The 19,529-nt window shown below is 51.6% G+C and carries 18 protein-coding genes; 12 read left to right on the top strand and 6 right to left on the bottom strand.

Annotation, left to right across the window (positions count from 1 at the left end; all coding sequences use genetic code 11):
• Window positions 1-30: 30 nt before the first annotated feature.
• From AB1656_20240 to ilvD, 3 genes are all read right to left on the bottom strand, one after another.
• The gene (locus AB1656_20240) at window positions 31-1,140 is read right to left on the bottom strand and encodes an LptF/LptG family permease (GenBank protein ID MEW6237722.1); all 1,110 of its coding nucleotides are present in this window, start codon (window positions 1,138-1,140) and stop codon (window positions 31-33) included.
• A 3-nt stretch (window positions 1,141-1,143) separates the two neighbouring features.
• Window positions 1,144-2,376: an LptF/LptG family permease gene (locus tag AB1656_20245; protein ID MEW6237723.1), complete on the bottom strand. Its 1,233-nt coding sequence runs from the start codon at window positions 2,374-2,376 to the stop codon at window positions 1,144-1,146.
• A 69-nt stretch (window positions 2,377-2,445) separates the two neighbouring features.
• Window positions 2,446-4,107, bottom strand: coding sequence for a dihydroxy-acid dehydratase (gene ilvD / locus AB1656_20250; GenBank protein MEW6237724.1), 1,662 nt, complete (start codon window positions 4,105-4,107; stop codon window positions 2,446-2,448).
• Between the two features lie 250 nt (window positions 4,108-4,357).
• Here ilvD and AB1656_20255 point away from each other — a divergent pair, with 250 nt between their 5' ends.
• Together AB1656_20255 and AB1656_20260 are read left to right on the top strand one after the other, a co-directional pair.
• Window positions 4,358-6,037: a hypothetical protein gene (locus tag AB1656_20255; protein ID MEW6237725.1), complete on the top strand. Its 1,680-nt coding sequence runs from the start codon at window positions 4,358-4,360 to the stop codon at window positions 6,035-6,037.
• On the top strand, window positions 6,027-7,025 hold the full coding sequence (locus AB1656_20260; protein ID MEW6237726.1) for a TIGR01212 family radical SAM protein: 999 nt from the start codon (window positions 6,027-6,029) through the stop codon (window positions 7,023-7,025). Before AB1656_20255 ends, AB1656_20260 begins: the two co-directional genes overlap by 11 nt.
• 158 nt (window positions 7,026-7,183) lie before the next feature.
• Here AB1656_20260 and AB1656_20265 read toward each other — a convergent pair whose 3' ends face one another.
• On the bottom strand, window positions 7,184-7,945 hold the full coding sequence (locus tag AB1656_20265) for a GNAT family N-acetyltransferase (protein MEW6237727.1): 762 nt from the start codon (window positions 7,943-7,945) through the stop codon (window positions 7,184-7,186).
• 290 nt (window positions 7,946-8,235) lie between these two features.
• Window positions 8,236-9,597, bottom strand: a complete 1,362-nt coding sequence (locus AB1656_20270; GenBank protein ID MEW6237728.1) for an alginate export family protein — start codon at window positions 9,595-9,597, stop codon at window positions 8,236-8,238.
• 731 nt (window positions 9,598-10,328) lie between these two features.
• On the opposite strand from AB1656_20270, the gene AB1656_20275 reads away from it, so the two are divergent.
• Together AB1656_20275 and AB1656_20280 are read left to right on the top strand one after the other, a co-directional pair.
• The gene (locus tag AB1656_20275) at window positions 10,329-11,249 is read left to right on the top strand and encodes a UbiA family prenyltransferase (protein ID MEW6237729.1); all 921 of its coding nucleotides are present in this window, start codon (window positions 10,329-10,331) and stop codon (window positions 11,247-11,249) included.
• A gap of 143 nt (window positions 11,250-11,392) precedes the next feature.
• Window positions 11,393-12,154 (top strand): UvrB/UvrC motif-containing protein, encoded by a 762-nt coding sequence (locus AB1656_20280; GenBank protein MEW6237730.1) that lies wholly within the window; start codon window positions 11,393-11,395, stop codon window positions 12,152-12,154.
• A gap of 32 nt (window positions 12,155-12,186) precedes the next feature.
• On the opposite strand, the gene AB1656_20285 is transcribed toward AB1656_20280, so the two are convergent.
• Window positions 12,187-12,669 (bottom strand): c-type cytochrome, encoded by a 483-nt coding sequence (locus AB1656_20285; GenBank protein MEW6237731.1) that lies wholly within the window; start codon window positions 12,667-12,669, stop codon window positions 12,187-12,189.
• 257 nt (window positions 12,670-12,926) lie between these two features.
• Here AB1656_20285 and hisD point away from each other — a divergent pair, with 257 nt between their 5' ends.
• The 8 genes from hisD to AB1656_20325 all read left to right on the top strand — a co-directional run bounded on the left by hisD (window position 12,927) and on the right by AB1656_20325 (window position 19,145).
• Window positions 12,927-14,228 carry a histidinol dehydrogenase gene (gene hisD, locus AB1656_20290; protein MEW6237732.1) on the top strand — a complete coding sequence of 434 codons (1,302 nt, stop codon included), beginning with the start codon at window positions 12,927-12,929 and terminating at the stop codon, window positions 14,226-14,228.
• 2 nt (window positions 14,229-14,230) lie between these two features.
• Complete coding sequence (locus tag AB1656_20295) at window positions 14,231-14,866, top strand: hypothetical protein (protein MEW6237733.1); 636 nt, start codon at window positions 14,231-14,233, stop codon at window positions 14,864-14,866.
• 91 nt (window positions 14,867-14,957) lie between these two features.
• Window positions 14,958-15,200, top strand: coding sequence for a DUF433 domain-containing protein (locus AB1656_20300; GenBank protein MEW6237734.1), 243 nt, complete (start codon window positions 14,958-14,960; stop codon window positions 15,198-15,200).
• Between the two features lie 333 nt (window positions 15,201-15,533).
• Window positions 15,534-16,133 carry a GNAT family N-acetyltransferase gene (locus AB1656_20305; GenBank protein ID MEW6237735.1) on the top strand — a complete coding sequence of 200 codons (600 nt, stop codon included), beginning with the start codon at window positions 15,534-15,536 and terminating at the stop codon, window positions 16,131-16,133.
• A 68-nt stretch (window positions 16,134-16,201) separates the two neighbouring features.
• Window positions 16,202-16,453 (top strand): ferredoxin family protein, encoded by a 252-nt coding sequence (locus AB1656_20310; GenBank protein ID MEW6237736.1) that lies wholly within the window; start codon window positions 16,202-16,204, stop codon window positions 16,451-16,453.
• Between the two features lie 87 nt (window positions 16,454-16,540).
• A complete protein-coding gene (locus AB1656_20315; GenBank protein MEW6237737.1) occupies window positions 16,541-17,698 on the top strand; it encodes a 2-oxoacid:acceptor oxidoreductase subunit alpha in 1,158 nt (385 codons plus the stop codon).
• On the top strand, window positions 17,695-18,612 hold the full coding sequence (locus tag AB1656_20320; protein MEW6237738.1) for a 2-oxoacid:ferredoxin oxidoreductase subunit beta: 918 nt from the start codon (window positions 17,695-17,697) through the stop codon (window positions 18,610-18,612). The genes AB1656_20315 and AB1656_20320 overlap by 4 nt, the downstream gene beginning before the upstream one ends.
• Complete coding sequence (locus tag AB1656_20325) at window positions 18,609-19,145, top strand: 2-oxoacid:acceptor oxidoreductase family protein (GenBank protein ID MEW6237739.1); 537 nt, start codon at window positions 18,609-18,611, stop codon at window positions 19,143-19,145. Before AB1656_20320 ends, AB1656_20325 begins: the two co-directional genes overlap by 4 nt.
• Window positions 19,146-19,529 lie beyond the last annotated feature (384 nt).

The following is a 19,529-nucleotide window of genomic DNA, read 5'->3' on the forward strand; positions in this document are numbered from 1 at the left end:
AGTGACTGGGAGACTCCCAGTCTCCCAGTCTTAAATCTCTTCCCGTAGTTGATAAAAGAAATAAATCGTTAGAGAAAAACAAACGAGATTCGGCGCCCATGCGCTGAGCCAAGCGGGCATTGCGCCGTTTTCGGCCAAGCTTCTGCCGAAGGAAAGCGACATGTAATAAGCGATCACCGCCAATAATCCCAGTCCGATGCCGAATGTCTTCCCTTTTGATCTCATGCGCAAGCAAACGGCGTAGGCCAGCATTCCCAGAAAAAACGCCGCAAAAGGAAATGCCTCCTTGATGCGCAGATGCGGCAAGAATGCGCGCGGGTCTTGCCCCGCTCCACGTACGGATTTCACGATCCGGGCCAAATCTTTTCGCGACATTTGTTCGATATCTTGGGTTATGCGGTCGAAATCCGCCGGCGTCCTGTCGATCCATCGTTCGTCTTCCGTAACGATGTCCCTGGAGATCGATCCGTCCTCGTTGATCTCGCGGGCGACCATATCTTTTACTCTCCAGGCGCCTTTCGCCTCATTCCATACTGCCCGTTCGGCGTCGTACCGGGCGGAAAGAGTTTTATTGGGGCCTTGAAATCGAAAGATGGTCAAGCCTTTGATCTCCTTGGCGTAGGGCGAATATTCCCTCGCGTAATAAATCTGATCGCCTTCTCCATGAAGCCATAATTCGGGACCTCCGGATACTCCCAAACCGCCGCCCTTGATCCGAATCTGCATAATGGCGCGGGCTTGGGCCGCAAACGGACCGGCTATATCTTCGTTGACGAAAAAAAACGTCAGAATCGTCGCCGCCAGAGCCGCTCCAATGGGAACGGCCAGGCGCAACGGACTGTATCCGGCGATGAACAACATCAGCAATTCGTTATGCCGTATCAGAGAAACCATCGCGGCGACGACGGATAGGACGACGACGATAGGGATGGATTTCACCCATTCGTGGGGAAAACTGAGTACGATGTAGGAGACGCAAGGACCGAAGGAGGCGTTATATTCCATCATCTTCCCCAGGTCGGTAAACAACACCAGGGTAAAGGAAAGCGCGGCGAAGAGGCCAAGGTTGAAGGCGAGCGTCCGCCATAATTCCTTCAGGATCAAGACGTCGGCGGTTCTTAACATCGGAATCGTTCGCATGGTTCAAACCCGCCGCGTTCTCAGGTAAAGATGAACTGCCAACAATAGACTGACGAAGTTCGGAATCCATAAGCCGAACCAGACGGATACGGTTCCTTCCATCGCATTCGCCTTACCGAAATTCATCAGCAAGTGATAAACGAAGATCACCCCAATCGTTGCGGCATAGCTGGAAGATCGTTTTCCGGCGCCGGTTTGCATCCCCAACAACGCTCCGATGAACGCCATGATGAGAGCGGCTGAAGGCAAACTGCTTCTCGTCGTCAATTCGACTTGGGCGGAACGGATTAAGCTCAAGTAATAACGAAGCATTTGCCTCTCCATCTCCGTGGGATTGGGCTTGTTTTCCTTGATATAGGCTTTCTTGTTGAAGGCGACGATTTCATGGAGTTGCTTGTTGCTTTGATGCGATTCCATTCTGCCGAATTTCATCAGGGTTCGGAGCAAATCGGGAATGCTGACGGAAAAGAGCATTTTTCGAAATCGGATCGCTACATCCGTATCGGGCGATGGCATCTGGTGCAGCACGCCTGCTTCCATATCGAATTGAAGCGACTTGTTTTCAGGCGAATAATGGATGGAGCCGGTGGGCGCTGAAATGACGCCGGCGATGGAATATCCCTCCGAAGGTTTTTCCGGATCTTCGCGCTTTTCGAATACGCGCAAATTTCTCATCTCTCCCGGCGCAATGTCGCTGCAAAAAATTACGTATTTTCTCAGATCATTATACTTTCCCGGCTGCAAACTTCCCGTTGCCGTATTCTGCAAAACATCCGCCGCCACATCCCTCATGATGCGCAATCCTTTCGGCGCGATGCGCTGCCCCCACCAAAAGAGCGTCAATGTCAGCAGGCAGCCTATAATCAATGCGGGCGTCAATAACTGCAAGGCGGAATACCCCGCCGCCTGCAAAGCGGTCAATTCGTTGTCGAGCGCCAAGCGTCCATAGACTAGCAGGCACGACAATAATACGGCCATAGGAAGGGTCATCATCATAATCGAGGGCAGCATGGAAAAAAGAATCGTTACGGTCGATGAAAAACTCGCTCCCGCCACGAGAAGGCCGGTCAAATTGAATACGGGCTTCAATAGAAATACGAACGAAAACAGAACAGCGCCCTCGGTGATGGCGGCAAGCAATTCCAAGAGAATGGCGCGATCGATGATCTTCATCCATCGCCTGCGCCGCCCGATCCAACCCATTTGCGTCATATCTGGAATCGCCGCCAATCTCATAAGCCTATTCCAACCCTGCATGAAAAGGGGGACGCTAGAGCGCGTCCCCCGGCCATTTGCATCTACTGGTTATTTTGGGAAAACAGCTCCCTGTGCTGCGGATAACACGCCCCGCGCATAACGGGCAATGACGCCGGTCTTGATCTTCGGTTCCGGACGCGTCCACTTTAGCCGCCGCTTTTGCAACTCTTCGTCGGATAGTTTTACGTGGATGGCATGGTTGGCGATATCGATCTCGATAATATCGCCTTCTTCCAGCAGTCCAATCGGTCCGCCTTCCATGGCTTCGGGAGAAATATGGCCGATGGACGCCCCCGATGTAGCGCCGGAAAAGCGTCCGTCGGTAATCAACGCCACTTTCGAGTCCATACCCATCCCTCGGACGGCGGATGTGGGCGTCAGCATTTCCGGCATTCCCGGCCCCCCTTTGGGACCCTCATAGCGCAGGACGACGACGTCGCCTTCCTTGATCTCCTTGGCGAAAATCGCCCGTACCGCTTCGCTTTCCGAATTGTAGATGCGCGCCGGGCCGCTATGCTTCATCATTTCCGGCGAAACCGCCGCCGCTTTCACCACGCTGCCGTCGGGAGCGAGGTTGCCGTAGAGACAGCAAAGGCCGCCCGTCTCGTGATAAGGATTTTCCAAGGGACGGATGACGTCGCTGCTGCCCGGCTTGGATTTGGCGATGTTCTCTCCCAGCGTCTTGCCGGTAACAGAAATCGCTTTTTCATGAATGATATCCTTTTTCGACAGGGTCTTCAAAATAGAAGAAACGCCGCCGGCGCGGTCGAGGTCTTCCATGTGGAAAGGCCCGGCGGGTGACATGCTGCAAATATGCGGTGTCTTCGCTCCGATGCGGTTGAAATCGGCTAGTGTGATATCCACGTCCGCTTCATAGGCAATAGCGGGAATGTGCAGCGACGTGTTCGTCGAGCCGCCGAAAGCCATATCCAGCGCGATGGCGTTCTCGAACGCCTCCTTAGTAAGGATATCCCTGGCTTTGACGCCCCGGCGCACTAAATCCATAATCTGAACGCCCGCCCTTTGCGCCAGGCGCAGCCGGTCAGCGAAAACCGCTGGAATCGTGCCGTTGCCGGGCAATGCAATGCCCAGCGCTTCCGAGATGCAGCTCATGGAATTGGCGGTGAACATGCCGGAGCAGGCGCCGGTTCCGGGACAAGCGGTGGCGCAGGATTCTTCGTAATCGGTTGGAGAGATTTGCCCCTGTTTGGCGGCGGCGATGCGGACGAACAATGTGTTCAAGTCGATGGCCTCGCCGCGTTCGTAACCCGCCAGCATCGGCCCGCCGGTGATGAGAATCGCGGGAATATTCAAGCGCGCCGCAGCCATCAGCATTCCGGGAGTGATTTTATCGCAGTTGGAGACGAGAACGAGACCGTCGAAAGGATGCGCCATCGCCATGATTTCCACGCTATCGGCGATGGTTTCGCGGCTCACGAGGGAATAGCGCATCCCCACGTGATTCATGGCGATGCCGTCGTCGACGGCGATCGTGCCGAATTCCACCGGCGTGCCCCCCGACATGAGAATGCCGCGTTTGACGGCGTTGCTGATTTTGTTCAATTCCACATGCCCCGGCACGATTTCGTTATAGGAATTGGCGATTCCTATAATCGGCTTGTCCAAATCCTCTTTGGAGAGGCCGGTTGCGTACCATAAACTGCGATGGGGGCCTTTTTCGACTCCCGTTTTCATGACATCGCTTCGCATATCCGCAATCCTTTCTCGATAAATGTTTTCTTATTTTAGTCCTATTTCATGCGACATCTAAGTCGTAATGGCGAGCTGCGAGCTAACTCTACAATTCAAATTCGCTAGGGTGGGCTACGCTTCGCTTTGAGCCCACCCTACACATCTAGGCGCTCCGTCTCCAATTCTCCCTGTCTCCCAGTCCCGCCGTCCCACAGTCCTGTTTTACTCCGCTCCTGAAAACGCCGCCTTGTCGATATGATAATAGGCCATGAACGAAAATCCAATTTGCGAATCCGCGGCCGCAGAAACTCCAATGGCATCCCCGCCTGTGGAAGAGAGTGCGCCATCCTCTTGGCTTCATGGCTGGTTCGGGTTGGGGATACAGTGTCTCTTCCCCATTCTGCTCTTCGGCGCCTGGCTCCTGGCGCTTCCTTTCGGCCTTGTGGACGACGCCTTTATCCCGATGGTTTACGCTCGCAATTTAGTACAAGGACACGGCCTCGTCTTTTATCCCGGCGGCGAGCGGGTGGAAGGCTTCACCAGTCCCGCTTGGACGACGCTGCTGGCTCTGTTCCAATCGCTTGGTTTTCCGCTCCCGTCGATGGCTTATGCGTCGGGAATCGTCTGCGGCTTGGGCGTTCTTTTTTTCACTGTTCTTCTCTATCGCTGGATATTCGAACCGCAAGAAAATGCACCCGTATTCAACGCCTGGTTTTGGCCGATGGCGGCGGCGATGGCCGTCGTTTCCGACGCCGCCTTTCCTGCTTGGTCCGCCTCCGGCATGGAAACTGCGCTTTATACTTTGTTATTGCTAATGCTGATCGCTTCTTTATACAAAGGATGGAATATTCGAATCTCAGCGCTCATGCTGTTGGCACTCTCGCTGATCCGTCCGGAAGGCCCGGCGTTTCTGCTTCCCGCCGTCATAATCCATCTATCGCGCAGAAATTCCTTTCGATCGATAATCCGCTCCTATTCGCTCTATTTTCTTTTGCCGCTAGCCGCTCTCTTCATTTTCCGCCTCGCTTATTTCGGCTACGCTTTTCCTAATTCTTTCTACGCCAAGCACGATTATGGGGGATTGGCGATAATCGATAGGGGAATCAATTACATTATTACATATTTCCAACCCCGCCCGATTTTCGGCTTTGTTCTTCTTTGTTTCGCCTGGAAGGGACGCGATAACCGGCGTTCATGCAACATCGTATTGATGTTCGTCCTAACTCATATCTTTCTCGTCATCGCCGAAGGCGGCGACCATTTCGCATTGCATCGTTTCATGGTTCCCGCCTTGCCTCTATTGTCCATCCTTTTCATTCGCGGAGTGCAATTATGCTTCGAACGGCTTTTTATGAATAAAATGAAGCCGTCTCGTCTACGTCTTGCGCAATCTGCCGCCGTTATATTCGTCATGATTCTCCTCATTTCCAACCTGATCCGAATCTTCGAATATCGCGCCGATGACGAATACCATTTCTCTAAAAGAGCGCGCTGGATGCTCGACGAAGCCGCTTGGGCTAAGAATTGGTCGCAAATGGGAAAATGGCTGAAAGAGAAATATCCGCCGGGAACCGTAATCGCCGTCATGACGGCGGGCGCTATCCCCTATTACAGCGAATTGAATTGCATCGATATGGCGGGCATCAACGACGTAACCATCGCCCATACGCCCGCTAGCGACCTCTCCCGCCACTTCGCCGGACACGAAAAAAGCAACGTCAATTACGTTCTCAGCCGCCAGCCGCGCTTCATCCAACTTTTTCCTCTTCTTTTTTTCAACGCCTATCCCTATCCTGAAAACCGGTTGGAACGGCTGCTTTATTACCCAGCGCAGCAAGACCTCTGGCATCACCCTCTTTTTCACGAAACTTACGGTTACAATACGGAAGAAACAACATACGGATATATTTCCTATTTCGAACGGTTGCAGGACGCTGATGGACGATAAACGGTATTATTCTTTCGGAAAATATTTAAAGGAGCGCTTCGGCTGCCGCGTGCACAAGGTGGCTATCGATGCGGGCTTCACCTGTCCTAACATCGACGGAACCAAAGGCGTGGGCGGATGCACCTACTGCAACAACAAGGGCTTCAGTTTCAACAGCCGCGTTCATTCCCGCCCCATCCGCGAACAAATCGAAGACGGAATCGCCTTTATGCGAGGGCGTTTTAAAGCGACGAAATTCATGGCTTATTGGCAGGCCTACAGCAACACCTACGCGCCGGTAAACCAATTGAAAAGCTTTTACGATGAAATTCTTCCCTTCGAGGACATCGTCTCCATGGCCGTCGGCACCCGCCCCGATTGCATTTCGCCCCGTTCGCTGGACCTGTTGGAATCCTATTCCGATCAAAGAGAAATCTGGGTGGAATACGGCCTGCAAAGCAGCCACAACCGCACGTTGGAGCGCATCAACCGCCTCCACGACTACGAAAATTTTCTGTGGGCTATCGATAAAACGGCGGGCCGCAATCTAAAAATCTGCGTCCACGTAATTCTGGGATTGCCGGGCGAGAGCCGCGAAGAGATGTTGCAAACCGCCGAACGCCTCGCTCCGCTTCCCTTCCATAGCATCAAAATCCATCTCTTGCACGTCATGAAAAATACGGAGATGGAAAAGCAATACCTGCGCGGCGAGTTTGAAATATTTACGATGGAGGAATACATCCAAACCGTCTGCGATTTCGTGGAGCGCCTGCCCGCCGACATCAGCGTCCAACGTCTGACCGCCGACGCGCCCCCTGACGTCCTCGTCGCTCCATTATGGTGCCTTGAACGGCAGACGATTTACCACAAAATCGACGAAGAACTCGAACGCCGCAACGCTTATCAGGGAATTCGCGTTCCCCTCGGCGTCCGCAATGACGATTCCTGGCGGCTGCTAGCCAACAACGGTGCCGCTTCCAAATACGCCCTCGCCGAAATCGCTTCCTGATTTCCCTTCAAGCAGAAATTCTCAAGGGCAAAAACAACTTTGCCCTTGCCACCCGGCATGGGTTGCACTGCCTCGCTCTGTCATGTCCAGCCAACGTCGCCGGTGCACTGGCTTGTTATGGCAGATGTCATCCGAGCATCTCGATGTCCATGTAATCCTTATGTCAGCTTACTCATGATGTTCTTGAATCTCGTTCCACTGACCGGACGCTCCACAATCTGCCTTCCATCGTAGATAATGCTGAACACGCCATAGGGCGTCGGAAGTTCCCTTGATGCCTTGGCGCTCTTGATTCGAACCACTTTCGGCTTCAGCCCCAGGACTCGGGCCGCTTGCGAAATATCCTCCACACACTTTGGGATCATAGGGCACTGATCGGCAGCCAGGATCGTGAGACCCTTTTTGTACTTCTTCAATACTCGCTCTCTTTCAACGATGAAACGAGGATCAGGCGCTGTTGCCTTGAACTTCTTGACGAGCAGCTCGTACGGAGGGCTGCTCTCCACCGAGACAAAACCCGCCTTGATGAAAAAATCACTTCGCGCCATGAAGCTATCTGAACTTGCGACAACTGCGACCCCTCGACACTTGCTCTTCTTCGCGTCCCTCAGACAACTATCCAGCAAGAGAGCGCCGAGTCCTTTCCCCGTGTGCTTGCTATTGACCATCAAGCAATGGATGACAAGGTAACCCTCCGCCTCGACGGGTCTCCACGCATGACTGCCAGGGGCATACTCGATCATCCCGATATCGCCGAATTCGCGTGAGCGGAGCACCTTGAACCTCAAGCCTTCCGCGTAACGCTTCTTAAGCCAATCCAACTTGCGACGACGTCCTTCGTTCTTGCCGCTCTTGTAGCGGCAGATGATACAACCGCCGATGTTGTCGGCATTGGTGTCGACGACCTCGTACTCTCTCATCCTGATCCTCCGCTCGGTCTTGTCAGACTGCGTTGCGGCAGCCTACGAGCGCCATAACAATATATTCAATAGTTTCTATATTTTATGCCATTTTTTCTTAAGCAACCAAGTCAAATCCATATAAAATACACCTATTTTCTTGCTAAGGTTTCTGCAAATGCGCTTTCAGATAGAAATGAAGGATGGGTCGCGTTTTTTGACCCATCAATTGCTCCATTTCATAAATATCGATGGGTCAAACGGCGTGATCCATCCTACGTTTCTCATCATTCATCATTCATCACTGCTGTTCAAAACCTTACCTTGATCCCCGCCCGCAAGAAATAAGCGTCGTCGTCATTCCCAGCGTAGATTTCTTCCGCCGCCTTGCCGGGGAAATAGACGCCGCCGCCTACGAAGGATCTGACGTTATCCGTAATTAAATAATCCGCCTGCGCGTCCAATTCCAATCCGCCATCGTCTCTCTTTTTTCCGCTCCTTTGAATCGCCTCGTCGAGCAGGAAATAGTACAAATCCACGCTCAACGCCAAATCCTCGGCAGGCTTCACTCCGCCGTTGAGATTGAACACGTGCATATTCGTAAAAGGATTGATCCCGTCGAATGTTTTCATCAATCCCTCGGCGATGATTCCGTAGGTCTTGCCTTCGAAAGGCGAAGCGAAGCCGTTCATCGTCCCTTCGGCGCCATCCTGCTGCAAGAAGGTATAGATGAATCCCGCATTCGGCGATAACTTGCAAACGGGATGGTAATTCAAACCCGCCTGCGCTCCCAGCGCGTCAGCGTCCTGCTTCCAGGCCAATTGGGCGTTGTCCGCATGATTCAGTTGATAGGCGAGTTCGATTTTATAAGCGAGCGAATCCGCGGCATCCCCGGCGGCGCGTCCGCCAACGATATATTTCTCGCCGCCCATGCCCGTTACCGCCTGCGGCGCGTTTTCGCCGTTGAACGTGAAATATAAATCCAATTGGTGATTCTCGATCCCGAAATAGGAAGCGTAGAAACCGGCAAGTTCCGTATTGACTCCGATGCCTTTCGGCTGCCATACATTCTCCACGCTGCGGGCGTAGAAAGCGTCGATCTGGGTAAACTCCGATTCATGCCGGATCACGACGGCGTCGAAGGGATCGATTTCGTAACTGCCCAGCTGCGTAATGAGCAATGGATCATTGGATAAAGAATCGGCGATAATAAATCCCGGCCCCCACCATTGGTTGTAATCGTTCGCCGCTAGATTGTCGCCGTAATTGAGAAACTGCCGCCCGGCGATAAACGAAAAGCCTCCTCCGGCGATATTCTTGATCTGAAAAAACGCTTCTTCCAAATAGGCTTCCACGCCGTCCGCCTCCACGCCGCGCAATCCATGACTTGCCGAAGTTGGATCAATGACGACCCTTTCCAATTCGCGGTCGATTTCGCCGGAAGCGCGCAGCAGAATGTTGTAATCAAGTTCCACCTGCAAATAGAGATGGGCTTCCGCTCGGAGTAAATTATTGACATCGCCGCCGCCGTTGCTCAAATCCCAAAGATTTTCGCTGTGAAAATACTCGCCCAAAATATCTCCGCCAAAACATAGCGAATCGTTGAACTTTATCCCGGCGGAAGAATAACTCCCTGCTAATAATATAGAAAAAGCCAACATCGCTTTATTCATTGATTTAATCCCTCTTTTGGGTTTGAAACATTTTAGGTTATTTATGGGTGAGAAAAACATGCTCTTGTCATTCCGTATTCTATAATCAACATTAAATTAATAATAATAAGATTATAAATATCAATATATTAAGAATATTATTCCTTTTAATATGTTTTTCTCAATTATCTAAATTCGATCTTATGAGGTTCAATTTAATTATTCAAGAATGACTGTGGCATTACAACCAAACTTGAGGTAAAATAACCACACTTAATTGCTTAAATAATCGTAGACAACGCTAGTAGTCTGTTTCAATTGATTTTAATAGTTGCTTTCTTAAGAAAGCGCCCTCACCCTTACCCTCTCCCAGAGGGCGAGGGAACAATTTCAAAAGAAACAAAACATTAGGTTCGCTTTGAAATTGCCTACGCAACGATATTCATTTACCGGAAACGCCTCCCACCCGTTTTAGAGAGGATGGATTAAAGATGCGACAAACGCCGATATTGGACAATAAATCCTTTGATGCTTTCCCCCTGCTTTCGCTTGTCTTTCATTTTTATATACGGGATTATAGTGGAGGATAAGCTTCGTCCTATATCTTGCGATTAGGGAAATCGAAGCGTTGCGCCTCGCGTTCTCCGGCGTTCAGTCGAACAGCTGGAATTGCGCGGCTTGTGAAACGGCTCATGAGGTGAAAACAATCCATGTACTTTTTTCTATATTATTTTAAAAGGAAGGGCATCACAATGAACGTCAGTGCAACCAATGGAAAACAAAACGCCGCTTTCTTCGACTATTGGGAATTATGCCGTCCCTTTACCTTGCTGGCGCCGTTTATCGGCTTCGTTTCTTTCGCTCTGGTCGCTTGGAGCCGGCAAACCGATTCCCTTTTCCTCTATATTGCTCCTACGCTTCTTGGAGCGTTATCCGCGGCGCTTCTCAACGCCGCCTCCAACATAATCAATCAATATTTCGATCTGGAAATCGACCGGATCAACAAACCTTACCGGCCGCTCCCATCCAGCAAGATTTCCATCTTCAACGCCTGGGTTTTCTGCATCATTCTCTATATCTGTTCCTTCTCCACCGCCTACTTGGTTGGACGGCAGTTCTTTGTAATCGTTCTGTTCACCGCCTTCGTCACCTACGCCTATTCCGGCCCCCCTTTCCGAACCAAACGTTCCTGGTGGCTGGCTAACGTTACCATCGCCATCCCGCGCGGCTGCTTGTTGGTCGTCGCCGGTTGGACCGCCGTGCGCGACTTGCGGGAATGGGAACCGTGGCTGTTAGGAAGCATTTTTGGCCTATACATCCTTGGCGCCGCTACGACAAAGGACTTCGCCGATATCGAAGGCGACCGCGCCGGCGGCTGTTTTACCATGCCCATACGCTTCGGCGTCGAACGCAGCGCCAAGATCATTTCGCCTTTCTTCGTTATACCCTTCGTCCTCATGTTTTTGGGTGCGGCGTTCCAGATTCTGCATGGCCATCAAACGATTCTGATGCTTCTGGCTTCGATCCTAACCCTATGGGGAATCTACGTGGCTTATCTTATTCTGCGAAGGCCAGCCGAATTGGCTACGGAAGCGAATCATGTCTCCTGGAAACATATGTATTTAATCATGCTAGTTGGACAAATCGGCGTCGCAGCGGCCTATCTGGCGTAATCGGCAAATGCCCTAGGGTGAAGGATAGAGATTGGATAAAATTTAATTTCGAGAAGACTCGATTCGCACAGATTCATTTTGTTTCCTCTCATGGATGCGCCATTGTTCTTATATACCCAACGAATGAATTCGAGAAGAAAAACATGCTGGATATTTCTCATATCCTGAAAAATTGGGAGTATTCCTCCGAAGATATCACGGTTCGCCTCATCGAAGGCGCCGATAAGCGTTTGAAAGTACAAATGCGCCTCGATCTCGGCTTGCTGCAAATGGAATATACCGGACGTCCTGACGGCAAACAGCCTTATGGCTTCGAGTCTTTGCTGGAGTATTTCCAACATCAACAAGAAGAACACGCCCGCGCCTCGGGAAAAGGCGACTTTTTTCTCGATCCCGACGATTGCGAAGCCCTCCGGCGCGAATCGCTGCAATACTACTATCGCTACCTTAGTCTCTTTCACTTGCAGGAATACGAAGCGGTGGAAAGGGACACCGCCCGCAATCTGCGTCTTTTCGACTTCCTCAAGAAATACGCCGAACGCCAAGAGGATAAATTATCCCTCGAACAATACCGTCCCTACGTACACATGATGAACGCCCGCTCCGCCGCGCAACGCCTCCTGGAATTGAATCGCTGCGAAGAAGCCGTTCGGCGAATCGAAGATTCCATCGAAAAAATCCGCGAATTTTTCCGGGAGTTGGGACGGATCGACCTGGCCGATAAATGTGGAGAAGTGCTTTTTCTGAAAAAGTTTGCTCAGGATATCCATGCCAATTGGAAATCCGATCCCGTCGGCGAATTGCGAAAAAAGATGAAAGACGCCGTCGAACGAGAAGATTACGAAACCGCCGCCATTATCCGCGACGAAATCAAAAAACTCTTAAGAAATCATATTAAAACGTAGGATAGGCTGCATCGTTTAACTCTTCAAATGAATCATATCTCTTCTTTTTGTTGCGCTTGTTCCCATTCTTGAAGGTTAATGGGAGGTTTTTCATGGCCTCGATGACAGGTGAAGCATGTAACCTCTTCCCGGATATTACGGCTGCCGTCAGGGAACAATTTCTTATTGATCGATTGCAACCGTTCGTTGATCGAAGCCACCATCCGCATCATTTCGCGCGCCGTTTCTTTATTCAGCGTTTTTTCATCCCGCGCAAAATCGGTTAAAACATGGCAAGATTTGCAAGTGGTTCCCAGCCATTCCTTCAGGTTTTTCATATAGGCCAATAAATCGGCTTTCGTTGTAATCTTCGTCAATATCTTGATATTTCTCCCAACGTCGGAACTCGCTGTATCCTCATTGGCCGCCGCTGTTGTCCCTTGCGGCTCGCTTAAGGCGCCGCCGCTAGCCCATAACGCCAAACAAAAAACCGCTAAACCGCTAATCGCTCCATAGAGAATCTTATTTCGCATCATTTCGCCTCGCCTATTGTCTGTCTTGCGCTATATGTTTCCTTTTACTCTATCAGGAGCGCCATAATCTATTCAATAGCCGATCTTTCATTTATCGCTCATTTCATTCAAGCCTATCCAAGCCCCTCATCTTGCCGCAATGAAGTGCTAAAATGCCCTTAATAGCCGAAAACGAATAAAATCTATTCCTTACAACGTATTCGGCGATGCGGCGCAGGAATAGAGCCATCGCCTTCCGTTGCGTCCAAGGAGCAATATTTATGATTACTCTTTACCGATGGGAGGATACTCCCAACGATGTCAAAAATAAAATCCTGGCTCGATCCAACCAGGATATCGACGCTTTTCTTCCCCAAGCCCAAAAGATCATCGACCGCATCAAGAGTGAAGGCGACAAGGCCATCATCGCTCTCACTAAGGAATTCGACGGCGCCGACCTCACTTCCTTGGGATTACAGGCGGCGCCGGAAGAATTCGAAGCGGCGAAGAAGAACCTCGATCCCGCTGTGAAAGAAGCTATCGATATTTCCTATAAAAATATCAAAACATTTCATGAACGCCAATTGCCGGAAGAAATCTGGCTGACGGAAATTGCGCCGGGCCTCATGGGCGGCGAGAAAATCACTCCCATCGAAAGCTGCGTCCTCTACGTCCCGCGCGGCACGGCGGCTTATCCCTCCGTACTGCTCATGCTCGGCATCCCCGCCAAAGCCGCCGGAGTACGGCGCATCGCCGTCGCAACGCCGCCCCAGCCGGACGGGCGCATTGACGACGCCTCGCTCTACGCCGCCAGTTTGATAGGTCTCGACGAAGTGTATCGCTTCGGCGGCGTTCAGGCTGTCGCCGCTTTCGCCTTGGGAACGGAATCGATCAAACCCGTACTCAAAATCATCGGCCCTAGCAACATTTACGCCACGGCGGCTAAGAAAATACTGTACGGAACCATCGATGTGGGAACGCCTGCCGGACCCAGCGAATCCATCATCCTTGCCGACGAATCCGCCGATCCCGAACTGGCCGCGACCGACTTGCTTATCGAAGCGGAACACGGCCCCTATTCCGCGGCGCTGCTAGCGACGCCGTCCGAAAATCTCGCCCGCAAAGTTCAGAAATTGATCCCGGCAAAAGTGAAGGCTCTGCCTCCCAAACAGCAGGAATATATAACTACCGTCTTTCGCAATTATGGCGGCATTGTTCTTACATCCTCGTTAGACGAAGCCGTAGCCTTCGTTAACGATTACGCCCCGGAACATCTGGAGGTATTGACGAAAGATCCTTTGAGCCTTTTGCCGCAATTAAAAAATGCGGGAGAAATCATGCTAGGACCGTTCACGCCGATTTCCTTGTGCAATTATTCGCTGGGCGTCAACGCTATTCTCCCTACCGGCGGACGGGCGAAAACCGCTTCCGTCGTAACGGTATTCGATTTCATGAAAAGAACGTCGATCAGTTACGCCACACGGGAAGGATACGATTCTCTACGCCATCGCGTCGCCGCCTTCGCCGATTTCGAGGGCTTTCCCGCCCATGCGGCCGCCGTAAGAAAAGAAAGGAAGAGTTGACTATGTTCGCATTCGATCCCATCGCCGTCGAACGAAAAACCAGGGAATCCGTCATCAAAACTACGATTCAGGGCGGACCACTCAATCCCGATTTAAAAAAGAACATCAACACGTCGATTCACTTTCTCAGCCACATGATCGAACAATGGGCCTGGCGCTCCTGCTTGAACTTGTCGGTAGATGTAAAGCTCCACGAATTCGTCCTGCAGCACGTCATCGCCGAAGATTCGGGACAATGCTTCGGCGAAGCTTTGTTGCCCGTAGTCACTCAGATGATGAAAGAGCAAGGAATCAACGGCTCCGGCGTTGCGGATGGTTTTATCGACGAAGCGGCGGCGCGCGTTAGAATCTCCTTCGAATTCCGCGCCGGACTGTATGTCAATAAGGGTTCCGTAAAAGTTCCCGAACGGGTGGAAGATATGCTCTGCGCCGATTTATGGAATTTCCTCGGCGGACTCGCTCAAGGCGCAAGGGCGACGATTCAAGTCAATCTCCTGGCGGCGGACGACCCGCACCACCTATGGGAAAGCGTATTCCGCGCCCTGGGTGAAGCCACGCGCAACGCGCTCTCGCCCTGCCCTTGGCGAAAAGGCCAAGGCATCGGCGTTGCTGGTTTTATCGATGTAAAAAGAGTTTAAGCGGGAATGAAGAAAAAGATGTATAATAACGACAAGATTTTACCTAAATTGCTTCCCGTGAAAAGCTAAACATAATCAAAAAGGAAAAACCATGAAATTGGACCATATCACAAGCAATCCGGCGCGGATGAATGGGCAACCGTGCGTACGCAACCTCCGCTTGACGGTTCGTCGCGTAGTGGAGCTAGTGGCGTTGTATCCCAATCGCGAGGAACTGCGGCGCGAATACCTAGAGTTGGAAGAGGAAGATATTCAACAGTCTCTCGCCTATGCGGCGGCCTCATTAGAAGATCGCGTGATCGAATTGACCGATAGCCAATGGATTGCCGTTTAACAACAATAGAGGGGCGCATGACTCATAGAGCTTTACTACCCGGAGTTTCTCCGATTATAATAAGTTTTAGGATGGTTTCTTAATTATTTGTTTTTATATTGTGTATTTTTTGTTATCGTATTTTATGGGGATTAGTTGCCGCTCGAATGGGATTTCCGATATTCCTTCGATTTTCAGTCTCATGATTATAACCAACAGTTATACTATAAGCGGGAGCGTTATTTGTTCGATTCTTCCCTCTCGTTGACGAACCGAATCGTTTCGTCGAGGGGGAGAAAATATGTTTGTGGAAAAGAGATTTCATCAATAGTAACCTGGGGAGGATGCTAGAGTATGTTCTCGGACTATCCTAAAAACGCTGTCCTTCGGGACAATCAAAAAGTCGTTATTCGACAAATGGTCAAGGAAGACGAAAAAGAATTGTACGAATTCTTCCGCGCCATCGGCCCCGAAGAAGCCCCCTATCTGAAAGAAGACGTAACCGATCCCAAAGTGATTCATCGTTGGGCGGAAACGCTCGATTACGACCACGTCATCCCCATCCTCGCCGTATCCAACGGCAAGATCGTCGGCGACGCCACCCTTCACCGCAACAAATTCGGCTGGTCGCGCCATGTCGGCGAAATCCGCATCGTTACGCACCCATCTTTCCGCCGCAAAGGATTGGGTACGCTCCTCGCGAGGGAAATCTTCTTTCTGGCGTTGAAATTGAAACTGGACAAAGTCGTCGCTCAAATGTTGGAAGAACAGAAGTCGGCCGTCCAGGTCTTCACCCGTTTGGGATTCGCTGAGGAAGCCTTGCTGAAAGAGCAAGTCATCGACATCCGGGGCAACAAGCATAACCTTTTGATTATGTCCCAAAACATCGTCGATTTCTGGCGCCGCATTCAAGACATGTTCGAAGAATCCGCCAACATCCGATCGGGGATATAAAACAAAGCCGCTATTTTCACCGCATCAAGCGATAAGAAAGACGGTTATATAAATACGAGGTGCAAACAATGGTTATGGTGGACGCCAAAGAAGAAAAGAAAGCGCGTGGAACGGTTACGATCGATCAAGAACGTTGTAAAGGTTGCGGCTTTTGCATAGAATTTTGTCCTACTCATGTCCTCCAATTCTCGCCGGAATTCAACAGTCACGGCTACCATTATCCCGTCCTTCTGGAAGAAAACGGCTGTTCGGGCTGCGATCAATGCGGCGCTTTCTGTCCCGATTTCGCCATTTTCGGAACCCGCTTGAACAAGAAATAGGACCGCAAACGGTGTACGGCTTCCCATTCAATTGTCGTTGGAAATCCGTTCCCGTTAAGAAAGAGAAAAGGTGATAAACAAATAACAATGAAAGCAGATCCCATAGGCGTCAACTCTGGTACGTATTTCATGGATGGGGACAGCGCCTGTTGCGAAGGCGCGCTGGCGGCGGGATGCCGGTTTGTTGCGGGGTATCCAATCACGCCATCGACGGAAGTGGTCGAATTGATTGCCCGCCGGTTTCCAAAGATCGGGGGCGTCTTTATACAGATGGAGGATGAAATCGCATCCTCCATCGCCATTTCCGGAGCCGCCTGGGGAGGCGCCAAAACCATGACCGTCACTTCCGGTCCCGGCTTTTCTCTGATGATGGAGCATATCGGCTACGCCGTCATGACGGAAACGCCCTGCGTCTTCGTCAACGTGCAACGGGGCGGTCCATCTACCGGCTTGCCCACCATGCCGGGCCAGCAGGACATGATGCAAGCCCGCTGGGGCTCCCACGGCGATTACGAAGTCATCGCCCTCGCGCCCAACTCGCCTCAGGAATGTTTCGATCTCACCATTCAATGCTTCAACCTGGCCGAACGCTACCGCGTTCCCGTCTTCTTGATGATGGACGAATGCGTCGGCCACATGACGGAAAAGGTCGTCATTCCCCCGGCGGACGAAATCGAAGTCGAACCCCGGCATTATACGGATCTAAAACCGGAAGATTATTACCCCTATAAAGATTTGGAAAACCAAGTTCCCAAAATGATTAAGGCCGGAGACGGATATTTCGTTCACATCACCGGTCTTACTCACGACGAGCGCGGCTATCCCGCTATGAACGCCGACGCCCATCAAAAACTCGTCAACCGCCTCATCGATAAAATCCGCGATCATGTCGACGACATCGTCCTCTTGGAAGAGGACGGTATGGATGACGCCGAGGTGGCAGTCATTTCCTACGGCATCAGCTCGCGCGTCGCTTCGCGGGGCGTACGTCTCGCACGTGAAAAGGGCGTTAAAGCCGGCCAATTGCGCCTGATTTCCGTTTGGCCTTTCCCGGAAAAGAAAATCCGCGAACTCGCCCAGCGCGTCAAAGCTTTCGTCGTCGTAGAGATGAACAAAGGACAAATCGTCCGCGAAGTGGAACGATGCGCGGGAGGCCGCGTTCCTACCGCCGGCGCTCTCAACGCGGGCGGCGCGGTTCATAAGCCGGAAGAAATTTTGAATACGATTATGGGAGTCGCCTCATGACAGACAGCGCCGTAGTAGAAGAAAAAATCGCTGGAGAAGTCTGCGCCGCCGCCGAGGACGCTCGGCTGACTAATGAATTGGAACCCTATCTTCGCATGGACCGCATCCCGCATATCTGGTGCTCTGGCTGCGGCATTGGAACCGCCGTCAACGCTTTCGTGCGCGCGGTCATCGATTCGAAGATCGAATGGAAGAAATTGTGCGTCGTCTCCGGCATTGGCTGCACGGGCCGCGTGGCGGGATATTTGAAGTTGGACTCGTTCCATACCACCCACGGACGCGCCATCCCCTTCGCTACTGGATTGAAATTGGCCAATCCCCAATTGAACGTCGTCGTCTTCAGCGGCGACGGCGATTTGACGGCTATCGGCGGCAACCATTTGGTACACGCCGCTAGGCGCAATATCGATTTGAAGGTGATCTGCGTCAACAATTTTATCTACTCGATGACCGGCGGACAGGCCGCTCCTACGACGCCCAAAGGAACGATCGCCAGCACCACGCCTTATGGATTCTTCGAAAACCAACTCAACCTTCCCCAATTCGTCGAAGCCTGCGGCGCGGTCTATGTCGCTCGTTGGACCACTTTCCACGTGCGGCAGATGCGCAAAGCCATGGTCGAATGCCTTAACAAAAAAGGCTTCACGTTCCTCGAAATCATTTCGCCCTGCCCTACCCTTTACGGACGCCGCAACAATTACCGCGCCGGACTGGACGAAATGAAAATGTTCAAAGAGAAGAGCGAGATCAAAAAGGACGCCGACGTGCGCGACGCCGTCATGATTCCCGGCGAAAAGATCGTCGTCGGCAAGTTCATCGACCGCGAACGCCCCTCGTTCCTGGACGCGATGGACGAACATTACCGGGAAGTATTGAAGGATGCCTACCATCCATACACGGGAGCAATGATATGAGCCTGACGCAAATTCGAGTCGGCGGCTTCGGCGGACAAGGGGTTATCCTGGCCGGAACGATCCTGGGCAAAGCGGGCGCCATTTTTGACAATAAATACGCCACCATGAGCCGCAGTTACGGTCCAGAAGCCCGCGGCGGCGCTTGCAGTTCGCAAGTCATCGTTTCCGATGAACCCATCAATTACCCTTACGTCATCAAACCCGATCTTTTGATCGCCCTGTCGCAGGAGGTTTGCGCCAAGTACGCCGCCACCCTCGCCGATAACGGCTATCTTCTTTATGACGTCGATCTCGTGAAGCCCCAACATACGCCGCCCGGCGCGAAACTCCTGGGCATCCCCTGCACCCGCATCGCGGAGGAATTGGGCAGCAAGGTCGTGTTGAATATGGTGATGCTGGGCTATTTTTCCAAAGTCTGTTCCGCCCTCACTCAAGGAGCGATCCAAGAAGCGATCCGCGACTCCGTTCCTCCTAAAACAGTGGATGTCAACCTGCTCGCCTTCGAACGGGGATGCGCTTACGATGGCGCATAACGGAGACTGGGGGACTGGGGGATATGACGTTTATTTTATCAGAATCGTAGGGTGGGCTCAAAGCGAAGCGTAGCCCACCATTGAGACTAATCCCCAAGTCCCAGAATAGACGGGGTGGCAAGAGCAAGAGTCTTTTTACCCTTGAGATTTTTCCCGCACAGTTTTTTTCAGCTTTTACATGGCATGTTCGTTTTCCGTCTGTATAATAAAAAAAGATCGAAAGCGAATTCCGCGGAAAACTTCGTTTCATGCACAACGCAGTAAGCCATTAAACCATTCTTCGATCCGCTCCGCATTTCAAATGGAGCGGAAGGGTTCGCATTGTGCGTGAAGGACGGAGAAATCCAAACGTCATTCGCGTATTTATACAAACTACGGATGGAA

Source organism: Candidatus Omnitrophota bacterium (assembly GCA_040755155.1).
GTDB lineage: Bacteria > Hinthialibacterota > Hinthialibacteria > Hinthialibacterales > Hinthialibacteraceae > JBFMBP01.